Genomic DNA, 23,275 nt, shown 5'->3' on the forward strand with positions numbered 1-23,275 from the left:
GCGCAGGCTCGCCCGGGGCTAGGACAATGCACTCATGATCCGCAGGTCCTTGGGCGAGCACCGCCGCATCGTCGCCGAGTCGCTCTCCTCTGTCCCGGACCTCGATGTCCTCATCGCCGATGCGGCAGGCTCGACCTTGGCGGAGGACCTCGTCGCCGAGCGACCCGTGCCCGCGCACCCGGTCGCGGGCTGCGACGGCTACGCGGTGCGCGCGGAGGATGTCGCGACCGCCTCGGAGAGCGAGCCGGTGACGCTCATCGTCTCCCACGATGTGAGCGTCGAGGCCTTCGCGCCTCGCCGCCACCTGGCCAGGACCGCCGCGCGCGTCGGCTCTGGCGCGCTCCTCCCCGACGGCGCGGACTGCGTCGTCCCTGTCTCCGCGACCGACGGCGGTGTCGCGCGCGTCGTCGTCAAGGAGGCGATCCCCGCCGGCGCGCATGTGCGCCAGCCGGGATCGGAGCTCCAGACCGGCCGTGTGCTCGTCCCCGCAGGCACCCGCATCGGCGCCCGGCAGCTCGCGGTCGCCGCGGCGCTCGGCAGGTCCAGGCTCCTCGTTCACCCGACACCGCGCGTCGTCGTGATCGCCGTGGGCTCCGAGCTCGTGGACCCTGGCGCCGCGCGCGGCGGCGTCGCTGAGTCCAACGGCCACATGATCGCCGCGATGGCGCACGACACGGGTGCGCGGGCGTTCCGCGTGGGCCCTGTGTCGGATGACCGCATGGCGCTGTCCGCCGCGATCGAGGATCAGCTCGTGAGGGCCGACGTCCTCGTGACGACGGGAGGCCTCTCCGGGGGCCGCGGCGAGACGCTTCCCGAGGTGCTCGCCCAGCGCGGAGAGTTCGAGGTCGTCGATCTCGCGCTGCTGCCGGGCGCTCGCCACGGTTTCGGTTGGGTGGACGCCGGCGGCGACCGCCGCGTGCCGGTGATCGCGCTGCCGGGGCGACCGTCCGCCGCCGCTGTCGGATTCCAGGCCTACGTGCGGCAGACCCTGCTCGCGATGAGCGGCCGCGAGCGCGCGGCTCAGGCGGTCCGCGCACGTCTCGCCGCACATGTGGACTCGGTGCGCGGGGCGACCGAGGCAGTGCCGGTGCGGTTCGTCCCCCACGGCGAGACTCCCTGGGCAGTGCCCGTGGGGGAGCCCGGAGTGGTCACGCTCGCCGACGTCGCGGCCTCCGACGCGCTCATGTTCGTCAACGAGGACGCGACCGCGATCGAGAGGGACGCGATCGTCCATTGCCACCCGTGGGAGCGGTGAGGTGTCCACCGAGCTCCGGCTGTTCCGCGACGGCATCGTCCTGAGGCGACTGCGGTGGCGGGACGAGCGTCGATGGCTCGGGCTTCGCGAACGCAATCGCGACTGGCTCAAGCGCTGGGAGGCGATGGCCCCGCCGGGCCAGAAGTCGCGGTCGATGACGTTCGGGCAGATGGTCCGCGAGGAAGGCCGCCAGTGGCGCAGGGCCACCGCGTATCCGATGGTGATCGAGGTCGACGGAGAGCTCGTCGGAAGGGTGAGTGTCAGCGGCATCGCGTGGGGCCCCGAGTGCGGCGGCTCGATCGGATACTGGGTCTCCGAGCATCGTGCAGGGGAGGGGATCGCACCCCGCGCGGTGACGCTCGCCGCCGACTATGCGTTCGCGCAGGGCCTGCATCGCCTGGAGATCGCGATGCGCCCCGACAACGTGCCCAGCATCCGCGTCGCACGCAAGGTCGGCTTCCGCGATGAGGGCCTTCGCCGCAGCTATCTCTACATCGATGGCGCGTGGCGGGACCACCGCGTCTTCGCGCTCACGTCGCAGGAGCCGAGGCCGTGGCACACGTGGCCACGCGCGCAGTCCTAGCACACACTCCTGACACGCCGACGATTCTCCCGTCACCGGGGGTCCTCTGGCTCTACCGTCGTGTCATGATCCCAGCAGGACTCCTCGCGATCGTCGCGCTTGGCATGGTGATCGCGTATGTGATCCCGCAGCGCGCTCGCGAGCGCGGCGAGTACGCGCTGGTCCGCACCGAGGATCGATTCTCCGCCGACATGCGCGTGGTCAAGGCCACCGCGAAGCGCGTGCAGGCCGTCCGCGAGGCAGCCGCAGCCTCCGCATCGTCCTCGCAGGAGGTCCCCCTCCTCGTGACGGGCGAGGCTCGCGCCTCCGTCGCCGCTCTCGGCTCGACTCACGTGTCCCGTCCCGCGACCCCGCTCGACCGCGCGGCCACCCTCGCCCAGCGGGAGCGCCTCGCGCTGCGCCGCGACCGGTCCGCGATCCTCGCCGAGCGTCGCGCGCAGGCCCGCCGCCGCGCTCGAGTCACCCTCGGCGCTGCCACGGTGAGCGCGATCGCGTGGGGCCTCGTCATCCTGGGCTTCCCCGCGGTCATCGCGGCCTTCCTCACGGCGGGCTTCGCCGGCCTCGTCGTCGTCGGTGCGCGCACCGCGCACGCGCAGCGCCGGGCCGACGCCCATGTCCTCGCGGTCGCCCGCGAGGTCGAGGCTGCCGCGACCGCGACGCAGGCACTCAAGCGTGTGAGCCTCGATCGCTCGAAGGGCCGCGAGAGCGCGCCGTCGGAGCTCGAGACCCAGGCGATCAAGGTCGTCACGACCGAGGACCTCGCCCCGCTGTCCGCTCCCGCGCCGAAGGTGCGGGAGAAGGCCGCGCCTGCGGCCGAGAGCACGCGCGCCGACACCGGACCGGTCCGCACCGGCTCGATCGTCGACAGCGACGCCTTCGACGACGACTCCGGCTGGAGCCCGCAAGCGATGCCGGCGCCCGCCTACACCCTCAAGCCGACCGTGCGTCAGCGCCAGGCTCGTCCCCTCGACGACGACGACTACACGCGTGCGGCGGCCGTCGCCGAGCGCTGGGCCGATGAGCGTTACGGCGCGCAGCAGCCCGCCGCCGAGGCTCGCCCCGAGTCCGGCTCGCTCGAGAAGATCCTGGCCCGCCGCCGCGCGTCGGCCTGAGCCTCTCGCGTCGCCTGCCGTGCTTCCTGCGCCTTCCCCTCGCCGTTCCGCGGTCTCGCCGCGCCTCGCGGGCGCTCGGCGGTACAGAAGCGTCCACTGGGACGTAGCGGGGCGCCGAAAGCGACACTGAGCGTCCACTGGGACGCGCTCGCGAGGACGTGCGCGCCACTGGACGCTCAGTGTCGTTCTGGGACCGGGACCGCGCCCTACTGGACAGTTCTGTACCAGGAGTCGGCGAGGACGCCGGGACGATGCTGAGGCAGGGACGATGCGGACGCCGGGACGCGAAAGCGCCGGCGCCCCGTGGGGCACCGGCGCTGACGCTGGGTCGAGAGAGGGTCAGACCCGCACGCGACGCCCGTTGGCGATGAGCTGGAGGGGCACCTCGCCGGTCAGGTTGGTGAACAGGTTGTCGAAGACCCGGGCGCGATCGAACTGCATGCCGTACTCGCGCGCACGGCCCTCCCACCACTCGCGGTCGGCGTCGTCGAGGCCACCCGCGCACGCGTTGAGCGCGACCGTGATCGCATTCGCGTCGCCCGAGGGCACCACCACGGCGGTGTCTCCGACGGCTTCGAGGATGCCGCCCGTGTCGCACGTGATGACGGGCCCGCCGCCGGCGAGCATCTTCTCCACGAGCGCGATGCCGAAGGTCTCCGTGAACTCCGGCGCCGGCTTCGACGGCAGGACGTACGACGAGCAGGCCGACATGAGGTGCGGCTTCTCCTCGTCGCCCACGTCCTCGAGGAAGTGGATGCGCGACGCGGCCTCGGTGCGGTCCGCGACCTTGCGGAAGTAGTCGAGGTCGGGGCCACGGCCCGCGATCACGAGCTGCTGGGTGCGGCACGCCTCGGAGGCGGCGAAGCCCCGGATGAGGTCGTCGACGCCCTTGGCCTTCTGCAGACGCGAGAGGTAGAGGACGTACTTGCCGCGCTCGAGCCCGCGCCCGGCGAGGTAGCGGTCCGTCTCACTCGGGTCCAGCGTGAGGTAGGACGACGTGTCGATCGCCGGGTAGGAGATGCCGACGCGCTCCTCGCACTGGGCGGCGAAGGACGTGCCGTACATCGCGTCCAGCTCCGCGGCGGACTCGACGATCACGCGCTTGGTGTACTTCGACACCGCGACGCAGTGGTCCTGGCCGAGGTAGTCGGAGAGCACCGCGGCGGCCGCGCCGAACTCGCCGTGATCGACCGCCGACCGCACGACGTCGGTGATGTCCGAGCCGACCGCCTCCGCGATCGTCGTGACGTTCACCGGCAGGCCGGTGGAGCGGGCGATCCTCATCGCCTGCGACACCGCGGTGGTGTGCGGGTGGAGGTAGAGCGACAGGCACACGGTGGGCACGCCGTCCGTGAACAGCTCCACGAGGCGGCCGACCATGCCGGCGAGGAAGCGGCCGTCGGGGATCTTGTATCCGCCGACGGGGCCAGGACGCTCGACGGTGATGCCGGGCGAGTAGGGCAGGACGGTGTCCAGCGGCTTGAGGGGCAGGCCCGATTCCTCGAGGCGATCCAGCGGCCAGGTGACGATGCGGACATCGTCGAATCCACGGGTGAGCGCGACCTCGGCGAGGTTGCGCGCCTCACCGCTATGGCCGCAGATCACCGGATCTGCGCGAACGACGATCACCAAACGTCGGTTGATCTCGTGGGTCATGGCTGCCTCCTCGGGTGTCAGGTAGTGCTGGCAGTGCTTTCGGGGGCCGTCGCGACGGGCGTCGCGACGGGGTCGGGCATCGACGGCGGACGCTCGTCGGTGCCCCACGTGCTGGGCTCGGAGCCCAGCACGAAGCGCAGGGTGCCTCCCGCATGGAGGCGCGTGCCGTCGATCCACGACGGCACGCGCTCGCCGTCGAAGGTGACGGACTGGACGTGCTGCACCGGGCCGCCGGGCGCGGGCTCGACGAAGCCCTCGGTCTCGATGACGAGGCGTCCGCGCGACATCGCGAGCGTGGCGCGCTCGAACGCCGGCGGGTGCAGCAGAAAGAGGTTCTGTCCGGCGACGGGGAACAGGCCGAGGCTCGCCCACACGTACCAGGAGCTCAGGCCGCCGGAGTCGTCGTTGCCTGCCATGCCGCCGCGTCCGGTGCTGAACTGCTGGTGGACGATGTCGTGGACGACCTCGGCGGTCCGGTCGGGTCGGCCGGCGTAGTGGTAGGCCCAGGGGGCCTCCATGTCGGGCTCGTTGTTGAGGCCCTCGAATCGGCCGAGCGCGTAGCCGGCCGCCATCTCCTCGGGGCTCGGGTCGACGCCGGGCTGCGTGATGGGCTCGGCGCCGAAGCCGAAGAACTCGTCGAGAAGCCCGACGAACGCCTCGTCCCCGCCCACGTCGGCGATGTGCGCGGCCATGTCGTGCAGGAGGCGGAACGAGTAGTTGTACTTGGTGCCCTCGTAGAAGTTCGAGTCGAGCAGCAGCCCGTCGTCACCGAACGCGTTGCGCCAGCGACCGGCGAGCGAGGTGAGCTCGCTGACCAGCGGCTTGTCCTCGACCCTGTCGGCGACCTTCGCGGTGCACCAGTAGGCGAAGGCGAGGTCCAGCGTGTGGGAGATGGGGTGCGCGCGCCCGGTGAGCAGGAAGTCCTCGCCATAGGTGCGGCGCAGGTCCGCCTGCATGTTGACCAGCGCCCAGTCCCAGTCGATGCCGGGGATGTCGAGCTGGCACAGATCGGCGAGGAAGGTGTGGGCGAGCGCGGAGGCCTGCCTCGAGAAGCGGTCCGAGCCGCGCGCCATGCGGTAGCCGATGGGCAGGTTGCCCTCCTGCTCGCAGATGGTGAGCAGGGCGTTGGCGAGGTCGATCGCCTTCCCAGGCTGGAGCGCGGTGAGCAGCGGGAGCTGCGTACGGTAGATGTCCCACATCGTCGAGATGTCGAAGACGAAGGGACCCTCGGTGGGCCAGAAGGGGGACTCGTCGCGCGCGAAGCAGGGCTTCACGAGCGAGTGGTAGAGCGCGGTGTAGAAGACCTCGCGGCGCGAGTCGGACTCGGTCTCGACCTGGATGCTGTCGAGCAGGTCGGTCCACGTGGAGCGTGTGGTGGACAGCCGCTTCGAGAATCGGTCCTGGCCCGTGCCGCAGTCGCGGCGCAGGTTCTCGCGCGCCTGCTCGACGCCGCGCAGCGAGAAGCCCATGCGCAACTCGATCGTCTGGCCGGCGAGCGACGGGCCGGCCCACATGAGGCCGAACGGACGCAGCGTCGTCGGGCGGATGTGGTCGAGGTCGAGGCGCGCGCCCGCGGGCATCAGGCGGCGGTCGTACCAGAGCATCTGGCGCCACGACAGAGCGTCGCACTCGAGGTAGACGGACAGGGGAGCGCCCTCGACGACGATCTGGCCCTGGGCCTTGCCGGGCTCGAGGGACTCGAGGTACGCGCGCAGCGGCACGGTCGCCGAGTAGGGGATCGTGAGCCCGCCGGTCGACATGTCGACGACGACGCGCGCGTCCTTGTGCTCGGGGAACGTGTAGCGGTGCACCGCGGACTTCGGGCCCACGGTGATCTCCGCGCGCACGCCGTTGTCGAGCGTCGCCGCGTAGTAGCCGGGCGACGCCTCCTCGTCGGTCAGCACGAACTCCTTGCCGAGGCCGTCGAGCGGCTCGAGCATCGGGGTGACGCGGAAGTAGTTGTAGTACTTGCGGATCGCGCCCGTGCCCGACTGCTGGAAGTGGGTGAAGCCCGAGGCCACGTACTCGTCGTGGATCTTCCGGGGGACGCCCTCTGTCGACAGGTCGTAGAGCCCATAGCCGGTGGGGTACGCGCCGGAGAAGGCGCAGGCGCTCACCATGCCGAGCGGGTGGCACGCGCCCGGGTGGGTGTTTCCTACCTGCGGCTTCGGCCACCACCAGGTGGCGGCGAGGCGCGAGGGCGCGGGCAGATCCGTCACCTCGGTGCCGTTGAACGGGTCGACATTCTCGAGCATCTGCTCACCCCCCTCCCGGGGATCCGTCGGCGGGTCTACTGCCCGCATCGTTAAATGAACGGTAAAGGCCGTCTGTGTTCGGGGTGTTTCGGAGTCGTGTCCGGCATGAAACGGTTCGGCGAGTGTGGGAATCGTCTCGATCCCTTACGGCTCTGCGCGTTTTCGGAGTTTCGCGTGGCAGGGTCTGTTCCGCGGCCGTTGGTGCGGCGCGTACGCTGGAACCCGGTCTGGACTGCGCGCGTTGCTGCTACAGGCCAGATGCATCCCGATCACACACGGAGAACCACGTGAACTTCCGACGTCCCGCCGCCGCTGCGGCGGTCCTCGCTCTGGCCGCTGTCGGCCTCAGCGCCTGCACCAGCGACACCGAGACCGATGCCACGGCGTCCGCCTCCGCCTCCGCCGACACGTCGGCCGAGACGGTCGCCGCGCTCGAGGGCGTGACCTGGACGGACGGCGAGGACGGCATCCCCGTCCTGTCCTACGAGTCCGGCCTCGAGTTCTCCGACACGGGCGCGCTGCTGCACGCGGACGGCGATGGCGACGAGATCACGGACGGCCTCGGCGTGACCGTGTCGTACGTCATCTACTACGAGCCCACGGACACCGCGAGCGCCTCGGCGACCCCGAGCGCCTCGGCCTCGGCCGACGCGACCGAGGAAGAGTCCGGCCCGGAGCTGTACTACTCGACGTACGACACCGGCTACCAGGAGGTCCTCACGGTCTCCGAGGACGCCCTCGACCCGAACCTGTACGAGGTCCTGCTCGGCGCCCACGTCGGCGCCCAGGTGCTGTACGGCACCCTCGACTCGTCGTACGGCTACTCGCTCGTGATGGCCGTGACCGTCGAGGACACCACCCCGCTCCAGGCCTCGGGTGAGGTCCAGGAGCAGGACGAGAGCCTGCCCCAGGTGACGCTGTCCGACGCCGGCGCCCCGAGCATCGACCTCGAGGACGGCGACTACAAGAAGCCGAAGGAGCTCGTGTCCGAGATCCTCATCCAGGGCGACGGCGACGAGGTCGAGGAGGGTCAGACCCTCACCGTCCAGTACACCGGCTGGCTGTGGGACGGCACGCAGTTCGACTCCTCGTGGGACCGCGGCTACGCCTCGTCCTTCACGCTGTCGGCCTCGTCGCTGATCCAGGGCTGGGTCGACGGCCTCACCGGCGTCCAGGTCGGCTCCCAGATCATGCTGATCATCCCGCCGGACCTCGCGTACGGCGACGAGGAGAGCGACACGATCCCCGCGGACTCCACGCTCGTGTTCGTGATCGACATCCTCGACGCGCAGTAGTCGCGTCGCGCTCGCGAGGGGCCCGGAAGGATTCGTCCTTCCGGGCCCCTCGCGCGTGCGGACCCAGCACGGGATGGACGATGCGGGGGTTGCCTTCGGGTCTCGCGCATCGTCCGGGCCGAGCGGTGTGACTTGCACTCAGAACGGGTGCTATCCTGTTATCCGCTTCGCAAGAGGCGATGGGGCTGTGGCGCAGTTGGTAGCGCGTCTCGTTCGCAATGAGAAGGTCAGGGGTTCGATTCCCCTCAGCTCCACGAGACAGGCAAGGCCGGGTTGATCCCCGGCCTTGCTTTTTTGTTGGGCGACGCCCGGGATGAGGCCGCCCGCGGGTGGCCGATGAGCCCGACGGGGTCGACGCCGTCGTGAGTCCGTGGACCTCTTCTCAGCGCTGCCCGGCGGGAATGCGGAACCTGTCCGCGAGTTTGTCGAAGAGGCGGTCGAACACGGGGTCGATCGCGCGGCGGGACTCGTCGGCGTCGTGCCAGGCGACGATCTCGTGAGCACCCTCCTCGAAGGACGTGGTGGCGAGGAAGTCGGGCACCACGCTGCGCAGCTTCGAGGTGTCGAAGATGGCGTTCCATGTCTTGTCGCCCAGGAGCGCCTCGCCCCAGGCGGGATGCACGGCGGCGATCTGGTCCGACGGGACGTGGACGATCCGAGCCTCTGTTCCCGCAGCGGCTGCCAGGGCATGCGCGATGGCGTCCCAGCTCGGCGCGTCGTGCGACGTGACCGTGTAGGCCTCACCGATCGTCCTGGGGTTGGCGAGCAGGGGGACGACGCCACGGGCCACGTCGCGGCTATGGGTGAGGGTCCACATCGACGACCCGTCGCCGTGGACGATCACCTCCTTGCCGGCGCGCATGCGCTCGACGAAGGTCCATCCCGCATCGAAGGGCACGCACGTCTCGTCGTAGGTGTGCGAGGGGCGCACGACGGTGACCGGGAAGTCGTGGTCGCGGAACTCGCGCATGAGCAGGTCCTCGCATGCGATCTTGTCGCGTGAGTAGGGCCATGCCGGGTTCTTGAGAGGGGTGGACTCCACGATGGGCATCCGCGCCGGGGGCGTGAGGTAGGCCGAGGCCGAGCTGATGAAGACGTACTGCCCCGTGCGTCCGGAGAACCGGTCCACGTCCGCCTGCACGTGCTCAGGGGTGAATGCCACCCAGTCGACCACCGAGTCGAACTCGCGGGTGCCGAGCGCGGCGCGCACGGCAGCCGGGTCGTGCACGTCGGCGACGAGGGACTCGACCCCCGGCGGGAGCGGCCGCCGCCCGGAGCCACGGTTCAGCACCGTGAGCTCGATCCCCTGCGCCAGCGCCTCGCGCACGACCGCGGCGCTGATCACGCCGGTACCGCCGATGAAGAGGACTCGTCGTGTCATGGGCCACCTTGCCTCACGTGCTCGAAGTGATGTGCGACATCCCACTGTCGCACGCCCTCGGTAGGCTGGCCGCCTCGTCGCAAGCGTGGCGTGAAGACGGAGAGGGGATCATGGCCGCCGCCTCCGAGCTCACCTTCACGGAGGACTTCGAGCACGCCCTCGACCTGCTCCACTCGGGTGCGAACCTCTTCCTCACCGGACGTGCAGGCACGGGAAAGTCGACGCTCATCCGCCACTTCCTGGAGACCACGGGACGACGCGCGGTGACCGTCGCGCCCACCGGCATCGCGGCGCTCAACGTCGACGGCTACACGATCCACCGCCTCTTCTCCTTCCCCATGGGCGTCAACGAGGAGACGGTGCGGGGCCCCGGCTACTTCCCGGGCCGCTTCGCCTCCACGCTCGCCGAGCTCGACACCTTGATCATCGACGAGGCCTCGATGGTCCGCGCCGACCTGTTCGACGCCCTCGCGGCCGCGCTCGAGCGCTTCGGCCCGCGCCACGGCGAGCGGTTCGGGGGTGTGCAGCTGGTCCTCGTCGGCGACCTGCACCAGCTGCCTCCCGTGGTGCGCGACCACGAGGTCGACTACTTCGACGAGCGCTTCGGGACGCCCTACTTCTTCTCCGCCAAGGCGTTCGACCGCGACACGTTCCCCGTCGTCGAGCTCACCACGGTCTTCCGTCAGATCGGCGACTCGGGGCTGATCGACATCCTCAACGCGGTGCGTGAGGGGGCGCTGCTCGAGGACGCGCGTGCGGCCCTCAACGCCCGCACCGACCCCGACTTCGAGCCGCCGGAGGACGAGTTCTGGCTCACGCTCGCGACCACGAACCGGATCGTCGGCGCGCGCAACCGGCGCATGCTCGAGCGCCTGCCCGCGCCGATCCGCTCGTTCCAGGCACGCCTCGACGGCGACACGGACGGCTTCGAGCACCCCACGGAGGACAGCCTCGACCTCGCGGTCGGCGCCCAGGTGATGCTGCTGAACAACGATCCGCTCGACCGCTGGGTCAACGGCACTCTGGGCCGCGTGCTCGCGATCGAGTCCGACCGCGAGGGGCCCGTGGTGCAGGTGGGCCTTCGCGAGGGTGTCACCGTCGCGGTGCGCCCCCACACGTGGGAGATCGCCCGCCCGGAGATCGCCGGCGGCTCGCTCCAGCGCAAGGTCGTCGGCACGTTCACGCAGCTGCCCATGAAGCTCGCGTGGGCCATCACGATCCACAAGAGCCAGGGCCAGACCCTTGACCGTGTCGTCGTCGACCTCACTGGCGGCACCTTCGCGAACGGCCAGCTGTACGTCGCGCTCAGCCGCTGCACGTCACTGGCCGGCCTGGTCCTCAAGCGCGACGTCCTGCCGCGCGACCTCAAGACGGACGGCCGCATCCGGCGCTTCCTGACCTCGGGAGGAACGGCGCAGACGGACGATGCGGCGGCCGGGCGCATCTATGTCAGCGCGCTCACCGTGGGTCAGGTGGGGGACAGGTATCGCCCGCGCCCGGTCGAGATCGCCGTCGTCACCGAGGACGGCGACGAGGCGACGACGGTGGTCAACCCGACGAGCGACCTCTACGGCGCGCAGACGGAGTTCGGGCTCACGACCAGGGATGTGCAGCTCGCGCCCGTGCTCGCCGAGGCGTGGGCGTGCCTGTCGCCGCTGCTCGCCGGGCGGATCCCGGTCGGCGTCGACATCGATCGCACCCTCGGGTGGATCGACTTCGAGCTCAAGCGCGGCGGCGCCGTCGAGCCGATGGCGCTCGGCGCCGAGCTGCCCGCGGAGGCGCTCGGCTCGGCAGCCCGGCAGCGGCTGAGCGCTCCGACTGCTCTCGAGCGCGCCCGTGCCATGAGGGATGCGGGGGAGAGGTGGGTCGGCGAGGCCTACGGCGCGCTCGAGGCCGGCACTCCGTTCGCCGCCTGGCCCCGCGGGCGCGGCTACCTCGCGGCGCGCACGACCGGTCCCACCGGGATCCCCGGGCCCGAGGGCTTCGTCGTGGGAGGCAACCTCGAGGACGACGACCCCAGCATCGTCCTGGCGGCTCTGCTGCGCACTGCGTGGGGGCGCGTGATCGACCAGGACGAGCCGTCGCTCGCGCGCATCCGCGCGGCGGAGCGGCACTTCGGCATGGAGGTGCTGGCCGCCGACGTCGAGATCGCGGCGCAGGCCGACGCGGCCGGCGTGCTGCTCCCCGGCGCGCGCGTGTGCTTCACGGGCACCGTCGTGAGCGAGTCCCACGGGGTGGTGGACCGCGACCGCATGATGAGGATGGCGAGCGATGCGGGGCTCGTGCCGGTCCCCACGGTGACGAAGACTCGTACCGACGTGCTCGTCGTCGCCGAGCGCGGCACGCAGTCCGGCAAGGCCCGCAAGGCGGCGGCGTGGGGCAAGCCGGTGCTGGGTGCCGACGAGTTCCTCGCCTGGGTGGACGCCGCGCCAAGGTCACAGTGAGGCAACGACGAGGCGTTTCGCGGCCCCTGTGGAAGTCGCGGCGCCCCGCCTGAGGCACACTGACACACGAGGGGACACCTGGCGCGCCGTGCCAGGAAGGCGAAGGAATGGACGGTCAGTCGGTGGACTCACGCATGGACTGGCGGGACAGGGTCACCTCTCCCGCGGTGCAGGACGGCATCGCGGTGTGGTCCGTGGTCCTGCTCACGGTGGGTCAGGGAGTCCGCTACCTGACCGGCATGCCCGTGTTCGTCGCGCTCGCCTTCGCGACCGTCGCTGCGGTCGCGGTGAGCTTCCGCCCCACGCTCGCGACGCTCAGGCTGCCTCTGCCGCTCGGCGCCTACATCGGCCTCGCGTGCGCGAGCGTGCTGTGGTCCGCGACCCGGGGCGTCACGGCGCTCGCGATCGTCGCACTGCTCGCGACGACGTTCCTCGCGGTCGTGACGGTGCGCGGCACGAGCAACCGGCGCTTCATGGTGCTGCTCTATCGGGGCTTCCAGATCTCGCTGTTCCTCGGGCTCGCGCTCGAGCTGTACGCGGCGATCATCGTGCGCGGTCCCATCTACCCGCCGATGACGGACCTCACCGACCTGGTCGACGGCAAGAACGTCGTCGGGCATCAGTTGTCGTGGACCGAGGGGCTGCTGTTCCAGGGTGGACCGATCCAGGGCTTCGTCGGCAACCGCAACACGTTCGGCTTCGTCGCGCTGCTCACCGCGGTGACCGGCGTGGTCGTCCTGCTCGAGCGGCTCGTGCGCAAGGCGGATGCGCTCCTCACCCTCGCGGCCGCCGCGGCCGTGCACCTGCTGACGATGTCGGCCACGGTCACGGTGTCCGTGCTCTACTTGGCCGCGATCACGGTCGCCGCGTTCTGGATCCGTCGTCTCCCGCCGGGCGGGAAGAAGGCCCTGTCGCGCATCGTCCTGGGGGTGACGGCCGTCGCGGGGGTGCTCACGATCAAGTACAGCGACTTCATCTTCGGGCTCCTGGGTCGCGACTCGGACCTCACGAACCGCACCGCGCTGTGGCGCCAGATCATGGAGTACGCGACCATGCGGCCCGAGGGCTGGGGGCTCGTCAGCTACTGGCCCGCGTGGCTCGAGCCGTACCGGACGATCGACGAGAACGCGGACCTGCTCGCGACCCACGGCCACAATGCCTTCCTCGACACGTGGCTTCAGCTCGGGCTCATCGGCGTGACCCTGCTCATCGCGATCCTGGTCCTCACGTTCGGCTCCGCGTGGCGACTCGTCGAGCGCGCCGACAGGGGCGACACGTACATCCCTCTCGGGTGGACGCTGCTGACGGTGACGCTGCTGCTCCAGTCGCTCACCGAGTCGCGGATCCTCCAGGAGATCGGCTGGTACCTGGTGGTGGCGCTGTTCATGTCGGCGCCGCAGGTGTTCAGGCTCACGATCGTCGACCCGGAGCTGGTCCACCACGGCAGGTCCGGGGGGCAGGGCGAGGCGCGCCGGGCAGATCTCGACTCGTAGGTGTTATAGTTCTTCTATAACAGCAACCTTTCGAGGGGAGTAGGCGATGCGTCAGGACGACGTCGTGCGCCGCGCGATTCAGGTGGGGATGGGCGGACCCGTGCTGCTCGTCGGGCTGGGAATCGTGATCCAGCTCATGTCCCTCGACGGCCTGTCCGCCGAGGTGGTCACCCACTGGGGCCCCTCCGGCCCCGACGGCTACGGGCCCGCGTGGACGTGGCCCGTGCTCACCCTCCTGGTCGGACTCGGCCTGCCCGCGCTGCTCATGGCCTCGGCGCTGCCGTCGCTGAGGCGCGGAGAGCGCAGCCCGATGCTGAGGCTGCTGCCGGCGCTCGCGGTCGGGCTGTCGGCGCTCATCGCGATCGTGTCGACCGGCTCCGTCGTGATCCAGCGCGACGACGCGTCCGCGCAGAGCGTGGTCCCGGTGATGATCCTCGCCTTCGCGGGAGCGATCCTCGGCGGCGTGCTCGCGTGGTTCGCGCAGCCCGCCCAGGATGCGATCGTGCCCGCCTCGCGCCCGGTCGCGCCGCTCGAGGCGTCGTCCGGAACCCGCCTCGTGTGGCTCGGGCGCGCCGAGATGGGGCGCGGGCCCATGCTCGCGCTCGTCGCGGCGTGCGCGCTGCTCGTCGGGCTCGCCGTGTGGATGTGGGTGCTGGGCGACCTCGCCGCGGCGATCATCGTCACCGCGGTCGCCGTCCTCGTGACAGTGCTCACGAGCATCATGACGGTCTTCCACGTGCGAGCCGACGCGCGGGGGCTGTCGGTACGCTCGACGGTTGGCTTCCTACGCTTCACGGTGCCCGCCTCGGACATCGCCTCGGCGACCGTCTCCGATGTGTCGGGGCTGACGCAGTTCGGCGGGTGGGGCGTCCGGTCCATCCCCGGGGCGACGGGGATCATCCTGCGCAACGGGCCCGCGCTCGAGGTCACCCGGCGCTCGGGCCGCCGCCTCGTGGTGACCCTGGACGATGCGGAGACGGTCGCGGGCGTGCTCGCGGCGGCAGCGGGATCGGGTGCACATGCTGATCAGGATTGACGCGGGCTCCGAGGCGCCGCTCTACGACCAGATCGCCGCGTCGGTGCGCGAGGACGCGGCGGCAGGCCGCGTCGGCCCCGGCGAGCGGCTGCCGTCGGCGCGCGAGGTCGCCGAGGCGCTCGACGTGAACCTCCACACGGTGCTCAAGGCGTATCAGGAGCTCCGCGACGAGGGCCTGGTCGAGATGCGCCGCGGCCGAGGCGCCGTGCTCACCGACCTCGCCGGCGCGTACGCGGGGCTCAGCGAGGATGCTCGCGCGCTCCTTGCCCGGGCCCGCGAGCTCGGGCTCGGGGTCGACGCCGTGGTCGCGCTCGTGCGCGCCGCGGGCGCCGGCGAGCGCTGAGGAGCACTGTCCGGGCTGCCGACGTGCGCTGCCGCCCAGTTCGGTGAGCCCCAGTGCACACCCTCCGCCGCACTCGCGCCCGCGCGATAACCCGAACCGTGTGACGCGAGTGTTTCCACTGGCCCTGCCAGCGTGACATGGGCGTCACGCAGGTGACGTCCCTGTGAACGGTGGCCCCGCGAAGCCGCGGACCGCTGGTGCTTACCGCGGGGACCGTCCTTACGAAGAATCGACATCATCACCACACGTCGATCGAGAAGGACGTCATCATGACCGAAGCCGTCACCATCCTCACCGCGAAGCTGGTCCGCACGATGGACGACGCGGTGCCCACCGGCACCGCCGTCGCGGTCCGAGACGGCCGCATCCTCGCCGTCGGGACGCCCGAGGGCCTCACGCAGACCTATCCGGGAGCCGAGGTGGACGACCGGTACGGCGACCGGGTGCTGATGCCCGGATTCGTCGAGGCGCACGCCCACATGGGAGGCCTCGACACCCCGTACTTCGTGGGCTACTTCCCCCGCACCGCACCCGACGGCACGCCGCTGCCCGGCGCCCAGAGCTTCCAGGGCGTGCTCGACTCCCTCAAGGCGTGGGACGCCGAGCTGCCCGAGGGGACCCCGCTCATGGCCAACGGCTTCGACTCCCTCTTCTTCCCCGGCGAGACGCTCGACCGCCACGTGCTCGACTCCGTGAGCACGAGCCGCCGCATCCTCGTGGTCCACGCGAGCGGCCACGTCGCGACCGCCAACAGCGCGATGCTCGACGCCGCCGGCTACGGCGCGGAGACCGACACTCACGGCGTCGTCAAGGGCGACGACGGGCTTCCCACGGGCGAGCTCCAGGAGCTGGCCGCGATGATGCCCGTCGTCGGCCTCGCGGGCCTCGACCTGAGCAAGGGCTTCACGACCGAGAAGGGCATGTACAACTACGCCGCGGACGCCCGCAACCACGGCTGTACCACCGCGACCGACCTCGCGAGCTTCGACACCGTCCGTCCCGGCGGCATGGATCTGCTGGCAGACGTGACCGGCCGCGACGACTTCTCCCTGCGCCTGGTCCCGGCCACCTTCGGGGCCGTCGCGAAGTCCGCTGAGGAGGCCGAGCAGCTCGCGGCGCTCGTGGCCTCGCTCCAGGGCCTGGCGACCGACAAGCTGCACCTCGGGTCGGTCAAGCTCATGCTCGACGGCTCGATCCAGCAGTACACCGCGAAGCTGCAGGAGCCCGGCTACGTGTGCGGCCACGACCACAGCATCTGGAACACCGACCGCGAGACCTTCCGCGCCCAGGTGAGCGCGTTCCACAAGGCCGGCCTCAAGATCCACGTGCACTGCAACGGCGACGAGGCCACCGAGGTCTTCCTCGACGTCATGGAGTCGGTGCTCGCGGAGAGCCCGCGCTGGAACCACCGCCACAGCGTCGAGCACAGCCAGCTCACCACTCGCGCGCAGTACAAGCGCATGGCCGAGCTGGGGATGTGCGCCAACATCTTCTCCAACCACATCTGGTACTGGGGCGACCAGCACATCGACCTCACCGTCGGCACCGACCGGGTGCAGCGCATGAACGCCGCGCGCACCGCTATCGACTCCGGCGTGACCATCGGCCTGCACTCCGACTCGGGCGTCACGCCGCTCGACCCGCTGGCCTCGGCGTCGTACGCGGCCGAGCGGCGGACGCCCACCGGCCGCTCGTGGGGCGACGCGGAGCGCATCTCGATCAAGGAGGCCCTCGAGGCCATCACGATCGGCCCGGCCTACCTGCTCAAGCTCGACCACAAGGTCGGCTCGATCGTTCCGGGCAAGTTCGCGGACTTCGCCGTGCTCGACCGCGACCCGATGGAGGTCGCCGAGCCCAAGGAGCTGCGCGACATCACCGTCCTCGGCACCGTCCTCGGCGGCGCCCACTTCCCGACCCCGGTCGCCGAGAACGCGACCGCCTGACCCACATCGTCCCTGTGAACTGAAGGAGCAACCCATGCCCATCCCCGAAAGCGCGGCCGGTCAGGAGATCTACGCGCTCGACCGTGCCCACGTCTTCCACTCCTGGTCCGCGCAGAAGTCGCTCGACCCCATGGTCATCACCGGCGGTGAGGGCTCGTACCTGTGGGACGCCGACGGCAAGCGCTACCTCGACTTCTCGTCGCAGCTGGTCTACACGAACATCGGCCACCAGCACCCCAAGGTCGTCAAGGCGATCCAGGACCAGGCGGCCACCCTCGCCACGATCGCCCCGGCGCACGCGAACGACAAGCGCGCGATGGCGGCGAAGCTCATCTCGGACGTCGCCCCCGAGGGCATGAGCAAGGTGTTCTTCACCAACGGCGGCGCGGAGTCGATCGAGAACGCGATCCGCATGGCTCGGCTCCACACGGGTCGGACCAAGGTCATGTCGCAGTACCGCTCGTATCACGGCTCGACCCACACGGCGATCCAGGCCACGGGCGACCCCCGCCGCTGGCCCAACGAGTTCGTGCCCGCCGGCACCGTGCACTTCTTCGGGCCCTTCCTGTACCGCTCGGCCTTCCATGCGACCACCGAGCAGGAGGAGTGCGACCGCGCGCTCGAGCACCTCGAGCAGATGATCCACTTCGAGGGCCCGTCGACCATCGCCGCGATCATCCTCGAGACCGTCCCCGGCACGTCCGGCATCATGCCGCCGCCCGAGGGCTACCTCGCCGGCGTGCGCGAGCTGTGCGACCGCTTCGGCATCCTCCTCATCTGCGATGAGGTCATGGCCGGCTTCGGCCGCACCGGCGCCTGGTTCGCCGTGGACCACTACGGGATCACGCCCGACCTCATCACCTTCGCGAAGGGCGTCAACTCGGGCTACGTCCCGCTGGGCGGAGTGGTGATGCGCGACGAGATCGCCGCCACGTGGGACCATACGCCCTACCCGGGCGGGCTCACCTACTCGGGCCACCCCCTCGCGGCCGCGGCCGCGGTCGCGACGATCGAGGCGATGCACGAGGAAGGCGTCGTCGAGAACGCGGCCCGCATCGGCGCCGAGGTCTTCGGACCCGAGCTGCGCGCGATGCAGGAGCGCCACCCCTCGATCGGCGAGGTGCGCGGTCTCGGCGTCTTCTGGGCGCTCGACCTGGTCAAGAACCGCGAGACCAAGGAGGAGCTCGCGCCGTACGGCGGGGCGGCCCCCGTGGTCACCGGAGTCCTCGCCGCCGCCAAGAAGGCCGGACTGCTCCTGTTCAACCAGTACCACCGCATCCACATCGTCCCGCCGTGCAACGTCTCCGACTCCGAGGCGCGCGAGGGGCTCGCGATCCTCGACGAGGCGCTCGAGGTCGCCGACGCCGCAGTCCACCATCCCGAGTCGGCCCTGGTCGGCTGACGGCCCACCATCCGAGAGACAAGGAAGATCCTCATGGGAATGAAGAAATCCGCAGCCGGAGGCGCCGTCGGGCTCCTCGTCGCTACCGAGGTCGGAAGCGGCCTCCTGCAGGGCTGGTACGGGCCGCTGCTGACCGACATCGGCGAGAAGTACGACGCGAGCGCCGCGTCGCTCAACCTCGTCGCCGTCGCCTATCTGCTCTCGTCCGTCGTGTTCGTCCCGCTGCTCACGAAGCTCGGTGACAAGCACGGCCACAAGAAGCTGCTGCTCGTCGCGGTCGCGATCACGGCGCTCGGCTCCTTCATGGTGACGTTCGCTCCGAGCTTCGGGGTGCTGCTGCTCGGGCGAGTGCTCCAGGGCGCGCTCGTCGCCTTCCTGCCGCTCGAGTTCGCGATCGTGCGCCAGCGCTCACCGGAGAAGGTCGACCGCAGCATCGGGGCGCTCATCGCCTCGCTCGCGATCGGCGCGGTCGTCGGTGCGGTCGGCGCAGGCATCCTCGTCACCGCCGCTGGCCTCTCCGTCGCCCTCGCGGTCCCCGGCGTCTACTTCGTGGTGTGCTTCGTCCTCATCGCGATGTTCGTGCCCGAGACCGAGACCTCGGGATCCGGCAGCATCGACTGGGCCGGGATCGGCCTGCTCGGCCTGGGAGTCGCCTCCGTCCTCGGCGGCATCTCGCTCGGCGGCCAGGTCGGCTGGGCCAGCCCGCTCATCGGGGGCCTCATCGCGCTCGGCCTCGCCGCCCTCGCGGCCTTCGTCGTGGTCGAGCGCCGCGTCGCCGAGCCGTTCATCGACTTCGAGGTCCTGCTGCGCGGAGGCATCGGGCTGCCGATCGTCATCGGCCTGGTCTTCAGCTCGCAGTCGCTCGGCGCCGCCAGCCTCTCCGCGCTCTACGTCCGTGTCGACCCCGAGGTCTACGGCTTCGGGCTCGGGCTCGGCGCGAGCCAGGCTGGCCTCCTGCTGTCGGGAATGGCTCTCGCGGGCTTCCTCGGATCGCTGTTCGGCGCGCGCGTCGTCGAGCGCGTGGGCTACCGGCCCACGATGGTCGCGGGATCGCTGTTCTCCGGCGCCGGGTACCTCATGATGATCCTCGTGCCCGGCTCGGTCGGGCTGTTCGCCGTCTGGCTTATCTTCGGCGGCATCGGCATCGGCGTCATGACCGCGGTGCTTCCCGCGATCGTCGTGAAGCGCGCCAAGCCCGACGCTGTCGCCGTCGTCTCGGGCCTGTACAACACGCTGCGCACCGCGATGGGAGCCGCGGCCGGCGCGGCCTTCACTGCCGTCATGGCGGCCAACCTCGTCGAGGGCACCGGTACCGGCGAGGCCGCCGGCGTGACCTCGTTCACGGGCTACGCGGTGGTGTGGGGCTGCGCGGTCGTGCTGTCGCTCGTCGCCGTGGCGCTCGTGCTTCGCCTGCCGCGGGACACCCCCGCCGCGAAGGAGCAGAACGAGCCCGAGGAGCGCGAGCTCAGCGAGGTCGGTGCCGCAGAGAACGCCTGATCCGCGCGCAGGGTGCTGCGGCACCCTCGCGAGGAGCGTGAGTGGGGCCGGGTCCGTCAGGGCTCGGCTCCTTCCGCGTGCGGGCGGGGCGACGGTGCGGGAGATGGGCGCGAGCCGTTGTTGAGGGACGATGCCAAGGGACGGATGCCAAGGGACGGATGCCAAGGGACGGATGCCAAGGAACGATGCCGAGGGACGATGCTGCGGCGCCCCGGGGAAGGCTCCTGGGGAGGAGGGAAGGGCGACTGAGTGGCCGGTGCTACTCGGCCAGCTGTGCGCGCACCGCGTCGCCGAGCAGCGCGATGCCCTCGGGGATGTCGTCGAGCGCGATGGTGTTGAAGCCCACGCGGATCTGCCGGCGCTGGGTGTCCGCGAGGTAGAAGCGCTCCCCGGCGTCGACGAGGACTCCACGCTCACGGGCGAGCGAGGTCGCGCGCGTGCCGTCGAACTCGTCGGGCCCCTTGACCCACACGCTGAGCCCGCCCGCCGGCACGGGGCCCAGGTCGAACGGGAGGTGCCTGTCCAGCTCCTCGGTCACGGCCTCCCACTTGCGCCCCAGGTGGCGGCGGTGCTCGCGCAGCTGCCGGTGGTACTCGCCGGACTCGATGAACAGCCCGAGCGCGCGCTGGAGGTGGCCGGAGGGGTGCTTGGTGACGTAGCGCCGACGTTCGCGCATGGCTGCGATCAGCGCGCGGTCCGCGACCACGAAGCCGAGGCGGATGCCGGGGGCGACGAACTTGGAGAAGGTGCCTACGTAGATCACGCGGCCCGTGCGGTCCAGGGACATGAGGCTCGGCGTCGGGCGGCCCTTGAAGCGGACCTCGGAGTCGAAGTCGTCCTCGATGATGAGCGCGTTCTCCGCCTGCGCGGAGCGCAGCAGCGCGGCGCGTCTCTGGTAGCTCATCGTCACCGAGGTCGGGTGCTGATGGCTGGGAGTCACGTAAACCATGTCGAGGCCGGAGATCGCCTCGCGCCGAGCGATCATGCCTGCCGCGTCGAGCTCGAGCGGTACGAGGTCGGCCCCGCCGTTGCGCAGGATATGCCAGGCATCCACGTAGCCCGGGTTCTCGACGCCCACCTTGGTGCCGTCCGTGATGAGAAGGTCGGACAGCAGCGACAGCGCCTGCTGCGCGCCGGCCGTGATGATCACCTCGTCGGGGGAGACCGACATGCCTCGCGGCGGGAGGATCTCGCGACAGATCGCATTGACGAGCAGCTCGTCGTCGCCGTCGACGGAGTCTCGCAGACTCGCCGTGAGGTGCGGTCCGGCGAGCGCATCGTTGAGGCTCCTCAGCCACGCTCGCGCGGGGAAGCGGCTGAGGTCGGGCTGGCCCGGCAGGAACGGGTACCGGTACTCGGTCCAGTCGGGGTGCGCGGCGGCGTGGTGGAGCTCTCCGTCCAGCGGTCGCGTGAGGCGCGCGGCCCAGTCGACGCGGCCCGGCTGAGCGCGCCGCGGAGCCGCGGCGTCGCCACTGACGGGACGATGCGCGGGCGCCTTCGCGGGGCGCGGGGCCGCGTGCGTGGCGGAAGGGTAGAGGCCCGAGCGTGGGCGAGACTCGACGAGCCCGAGCGCGGTCAGCTCCTGATAGGCGGCGCTCACGGTGTTGCGCGAGACCCCGAGGACGCCCGCGAGGTGGCGTGACGACGGCATCGGCCGGTTGGGGCGGAAGCGTCCGTCATGAAGCGACTGTTCGAGAAAGCGCCGCACCTGGTGCACGAGCGGCTCCGCGCTGGCAGGGTCGATGTACTGCCGCGCGCGGGACTCGACGGAGTCGTCGCTGGTGGACTGCAGGGTCATGGAGCCTCTCGGGTGCGGTCCGGGGGAGTGCGTCACGTCAGAAGGGCCCTCGCCGCCAGCATCGCTCCGGCAGCGAGAGAGAGGAGGATCGCGCCCATGCGGACCGCTCTCAGCGGGATCCTTCTCGTTACTGGAATCGAGATCATAGCCCCGAGAGCGATCGCGGGCGAAAGTGCGAGGCCACGGCCCGCGTCGGCCGCGAGCGATCGGAGCGTGCCGTCGGCTGCCGCTGGCCCGGCCAGGAAGGCCAATGAGACGAGCGAGGCCACTGCGAAGAATGCCGACAGGGTGGACCGCATCTGGCCCGCATCGTCGGGGCGGTAGGCGATCGCCATCGGCGGACCGGGGAGCGCGGCGATGGGGGTGAGCACCCCCGCGAGGGCGCCGCCCACCGCGATGCCTCGTCGGGTCACAGGGACGACGGGTGCAAGCAGCGAGACGACGGAGGCGGCGACGATCACCCCGCCGATGGCCACCTGGGCGATCCTCTCCGGCATCGCCGCCGCCGCGACGACTCCGATCGCGATTCCCGGCACCGAGGCGAGCGTTGCGAGCCGCAGCGCGGATCTGCTCAGCGCGTGCCGCTCGAGCCACGCGACGGCGACCATCACCACGATCGTGGCGGTCAGCACCGCGCCGAGTCCGAGTGCCGGCGCGGCGAGGATCAGCCCTGGCACCGCGACGATCCCGAAGCCCATCCCGGTGGCGGCCTGCACCACGGTGGCGAGCACGACGACGGCGCCGGCGAGCGCCCAGGCTGCCGCGGTCACGGGAGGGGCTCCGCGAGCCCGTCGGACGGCTCTCGTGGCGGGAAGGGCATGTTCTCAGTGTTGCGATCGGCCGTCGAGGGGAACAGGTCCACCGACTGGCCCGACCAGCGGTCCAGTGGACACACGCGCGAAACAGGGTGGCCCCTAGCATCGACGTGGAACTGGCGCCGGCCCCTGGCCGGGCCAGTCGGCAACGTAGGAGCCCACCGCATCGGACCCGTCGCACGGGACCGCCGACCCAAGGAGAAACGCAGACATGACCCAGCGCACCGCAGTCGTCACCGGAGCCTCGAGCGGCATCGGCGAGGCCACCGCTCGCCAGCTCGCCGCCGACGGCTGGCACGTCGTCCTCGGCGCCCGCCGCGTCGACCGCCTCGAGGCCCTCGCGGCCGAGATCGGCGGCACCGCCCACGTGCTCGACGTCACCGATGTCGCCTCGGTCGAGGCGTTCTGCGACTCGATCCCCGAGGTCAGCCTGCTCGTCGCGAACGCGGGCGGCGCCTTCGGCACCACCTCGATGGCAGACGCGGACGACGACGAGTGGCTGCGCATGTACGACGTCAACGTCATGGGCACCGTGCGCACCGTCCGCGCGCTGCTGCCGAAGCTCATCGCCTCGGGCGACGGTCAGATCGTCACGCTCGGCTCGATCGCAGCCCTCGAGCCGTACCCCGGCGGCGGCGGCTACAACGCCGCGAAGCACGCGGTGAAGGCGCTCACGCGCGTCCTTCGCCTCGAGCTCAAGGGCCAGCCGGTCCGCATCTCCGAGATCGACCCCGGCCTCGTCGAGACCGAGTTCTCGATGGTGCGCTTCGAAGGCGACCGGGAGAAGGCGGACAAGGTCTACGCGGGCATGACTCCGCTCGTCGCCCAGGACATCGCCGAGGCGATCGCGTGGGTCGCGTCCCGCCCGAGCCACGTCAACATCGACTCGATGCTCATCATGCCGCGCGCGCAGGTCTCCGCGCAGGTCGTGCACCGCGAGGTGTAGGTCTCGCTTCCGACAGAACTA

General features: G+C 70.9%; 17 protein-coding genes and 1 tRNA gene. 13 read left to right on the forward strand and 5 right to left on the reverse strand.

Annotated elements, in window-relative coordinates; translation table 11 throughout:
• Positions 1–34 precede the first annotated feature (34 nt).
• The 3 genes from glp (at position 35) to B7K23_RS06795 (ending at position 2,950) form a co-directional block, all read left to right on the forward strand.
• On the forward strand, positions 35–1,255 hold the full coding sequence (gene glp, locus B7K23_RS06785) for a gephyrin-like molybdotransferase Glp (protein ID WP_084125590.1): 1,221 nt from the start codon (positions 35–37) through the stop codon (positions 1,253–1,255).
• A 1-nt stretch (position 1,256) separates the two neighbouring features.
• The gene (locus B7K23_RS06790) at positions 1,257–1,838 is read left to right on the forward strand and encodes a GNAT family N-acetyltransferase (protein WP_200809816.1); all 582 of its coding nucleotides are present in this window, start codon (positions 1,257–1,259) and stop codon (positions 1,836–1,838) included.
• Between the two features lie 65 nt (positions 1,839–1,903).
• Positions 1,904–2,950 (forward strand): hypothetical protein, encoded by a 1,047-nt coding sequence (locus tag B7K23_RS06795; protein ID WP_084125592.1) that lies wholly within the window; start codon positions 1,904–1,906, stop codon positions 2,948–2,950.
• A 339-nt stretch (positions 2,951–3,289) separates the two neighbouring features.
• Here B7K23_RS06795 and B7K23_RS06800 read toward each other — a convergent pair whose 3' ends face one another.
• On the reverse strand, positions 3,290–4,606 hold the full coding sequence (locus tag B7K23_RS06800) for a glycosyltransferase (protein ID WP_084125593.1): 1,317 nt from the start codon (positions 4,604–4,606) through the stop codon (positions 3,290–3,292).
• A 17-nt stretch (positions 4,607–4,623) separates the two neighbouring features.
• Positions 4,624–6,861 (reverse strand): glycoside hydrolase domain-containing protein, encoded by a 2,238-nt coding sequence (locus tag B7K23_RS06805; RefSeq protein ID WP_084125594.1) that lies wholly within the window; start codon positions 6,859–6,861, stop codon positions 4,624–4,626.
• Between the two features lie 287 nt (positions 6,862–7,148).
• On the opposite strand from B7K23_RS06805, the gene B7K23_RS06810 reads away from it, so the two are divergent.
• Together B7K23_RS06810 and B7K23_RS06815 are read left to right on the forward strand one after the other, a co-directional pair.
• Positions 7,149–8,156 carry an FKBP-type peptidyl-prolyl cis-trans isomerase gene (locus B7K23_RS06810; RefSeq protein ID WP_084125595.1) on the forward strand — a complete coding sequence of 336 codons (1,008 nt, stop codon included), beginning with the start codon at positions 7,149–7,151 and terminating at the stop codon, positions 8,154–8,156.
• 181 nt (positions 8,157–8,337) lie between these two features.
• A tRNA-Ala gene (locus tag B7K23_RS06815) sits at positions 8,338–8,410 on the forward strand.
• Between the two features lie 128 nt (positions 8,411–8,538).
• Here B7K23_RS06815 and B7K23_RS06820 read toward each other — a convergent pair.
• Positions 8,539–9,537 carry an SDR family oxidoreductase gene (locus B7K23_RS06820; protein ID WP_084125596.1) on the reverse strand — a complete coding sequence of 333 codons (999 nt, stop codon included), beginning with the start codon at positions 9,535–9,537 and terminating at the stop codon, positions 8,539–8,541.
• A 110-nt stretch (positions 9,538–9,647) separates the two neighbouring features.
• Here B7K23_RS06820 and B7K23_RS06825 point away from each other — a divergent pair, with 110 nt between their 5' ends.
• The 7 genes from B7K23_RS06825 to B7K23_RS06855 all read left to right on the forward strand — a co-directional run bounded on the left by B7K23_RS06825 (position 9,648) and on the right by B7K23_RS06855 (position 19,695).
• Positions 9,648–11,981, forward strand: coding sequence for an AAA family ATPase (locus tag B7K23_RS06825; protein ID WP_304441559.1), 2,334 nt, complete (start codon positions 9,648–9,650; stop codon positions 11,979–11,981).
• Positions 11,982–12,088: 107 nt separating this feature from the next.
• Positions 12,089–13,474 (forward strand): O-antigen ligase, encoded by a 1,386-nt coding sequence (locus B7K23_RS06830; protein ID WP_084125597.1) that lies wholly within the window; start codon positions 12,089–12,091, stop codon positions 13,472–13,474.
• A 46-nt stretch (positions 13,475–13,520) separates the two neighbouring features.
• The gene (locus tag B7K23_RS15455) at positions 13,521–14,510 is read left to right on the forward strand and encodes a DUF1648 domain-containing protein (protein ID WP_143338131.1); all 990 of its coding nucleotides are present in this window, start codon (positions 13,521–13,523) and stop codon (positions 14,508–14,510) included.
• The gene (locus B7K23_RS06840; RefSeq protein ID WP_084125599.1) at positions 14,494–14,853 is read left to right on the forward strand and encodes a GntR family transcriptional regulator; all 360 of its coding nucleotides are present in this window, start codon (positions 14,494–14,496) and stop codon (positions 14,851–14,853) included. Before B7K23_RS15455 ends, B7K23_RS06840 begins: the two co-directional genes overlap by 17 nt.
• A 269-nt stretch (positions 14,854–15,122) precedes the next feature.
• Positions 15,123–16,796 (forward strand): amidohydrolase, encoded by a 1,674-nt coding sequence (locus B7K23_RS06845; RefSeq protein ID WP_143338132.1) that lies wholly within the window; start codon positions 15,123–15,125, stop codon positions 16,794–16,796.
• A gap of 34 nt (positions 16,797–16,830) precedes the next feature.
• The gene (locus B7K23_RS06850; RefSeq protein ID WP_084125601.1) at positions 16,831–18,198 is read left to right on the forward strand and encodes an aspartate aminotransferase family protein; all 1,368 of its coding nucleotides are present in this window, start codon (positions 16,831–16,833) and stop codon (positions 18,196–18,198) included.
• Between the two features lie 33 nt (positions 18,199–18,231).
• Entirely contained in the window at positions 18,232–19,695 is a 1,464-nt protein-coding gene (locus tag B7K23_RS06855) for an MFS transporter (protein ID WP_084125602.1), read from the forward strand.
• A 259-nt stretch (positions 19,696–19,954) separates the two neighbouring features.
• Here B7K23_RS06855 and B7K23_RS06860 read toward each other — a convergent pair whose 3' ends face one another.
• Complete coding sequence (locus tag B7K23_RS06860; RefSeq protein WP_084125603.1) at positions 19,955–21,493, reverse strand: PLP-dependent aminotransferase family protein; 1,539 nt, start codon at positions 21,491–21,493, stop codon at positions 19,955–19,957.
• A 32-nt stretch (positions 21,494–21,525) separates the two neighbouring features.
• Positions 21,526–22,263: a sulfite exporter TauE/SafE family protein gene (locus tag B7K23_RS06865; protein WP_084125604.1), complete on the reverse strand. Its 738-nt coding sequence runs from the start codon at positions 22,261–22,263 to the stop codon at positions 21,526–21,528.
• Positions 22,264–22,519: 256 nt separating this feature from the next.
• On the opposite strand from B7K23_RS06865, the gene B7K23_RS06870 reads away from it, so the two are divergent.
• Positions 22,520–23,254, forward strand: coding sequence for an SDR family NAD(P)-dependent oxidoreductase (locus B7K23_RS06870; protein ID WP_084125605.1), 735 nt, complete (start codon positions 22,520–22,522; stop codon positions 23,252–23,254).
• Positions 23,255–23,275: the final 21 nt, after the last annotated feature.

Source organism: Demequina sp. NBRC 110054 (assembly GCF_002090115.1).
GTDB lineage: Bacteria > Actinomycetota > Actinomycetes > Actinomycetales > Demequinaceae > Demequina.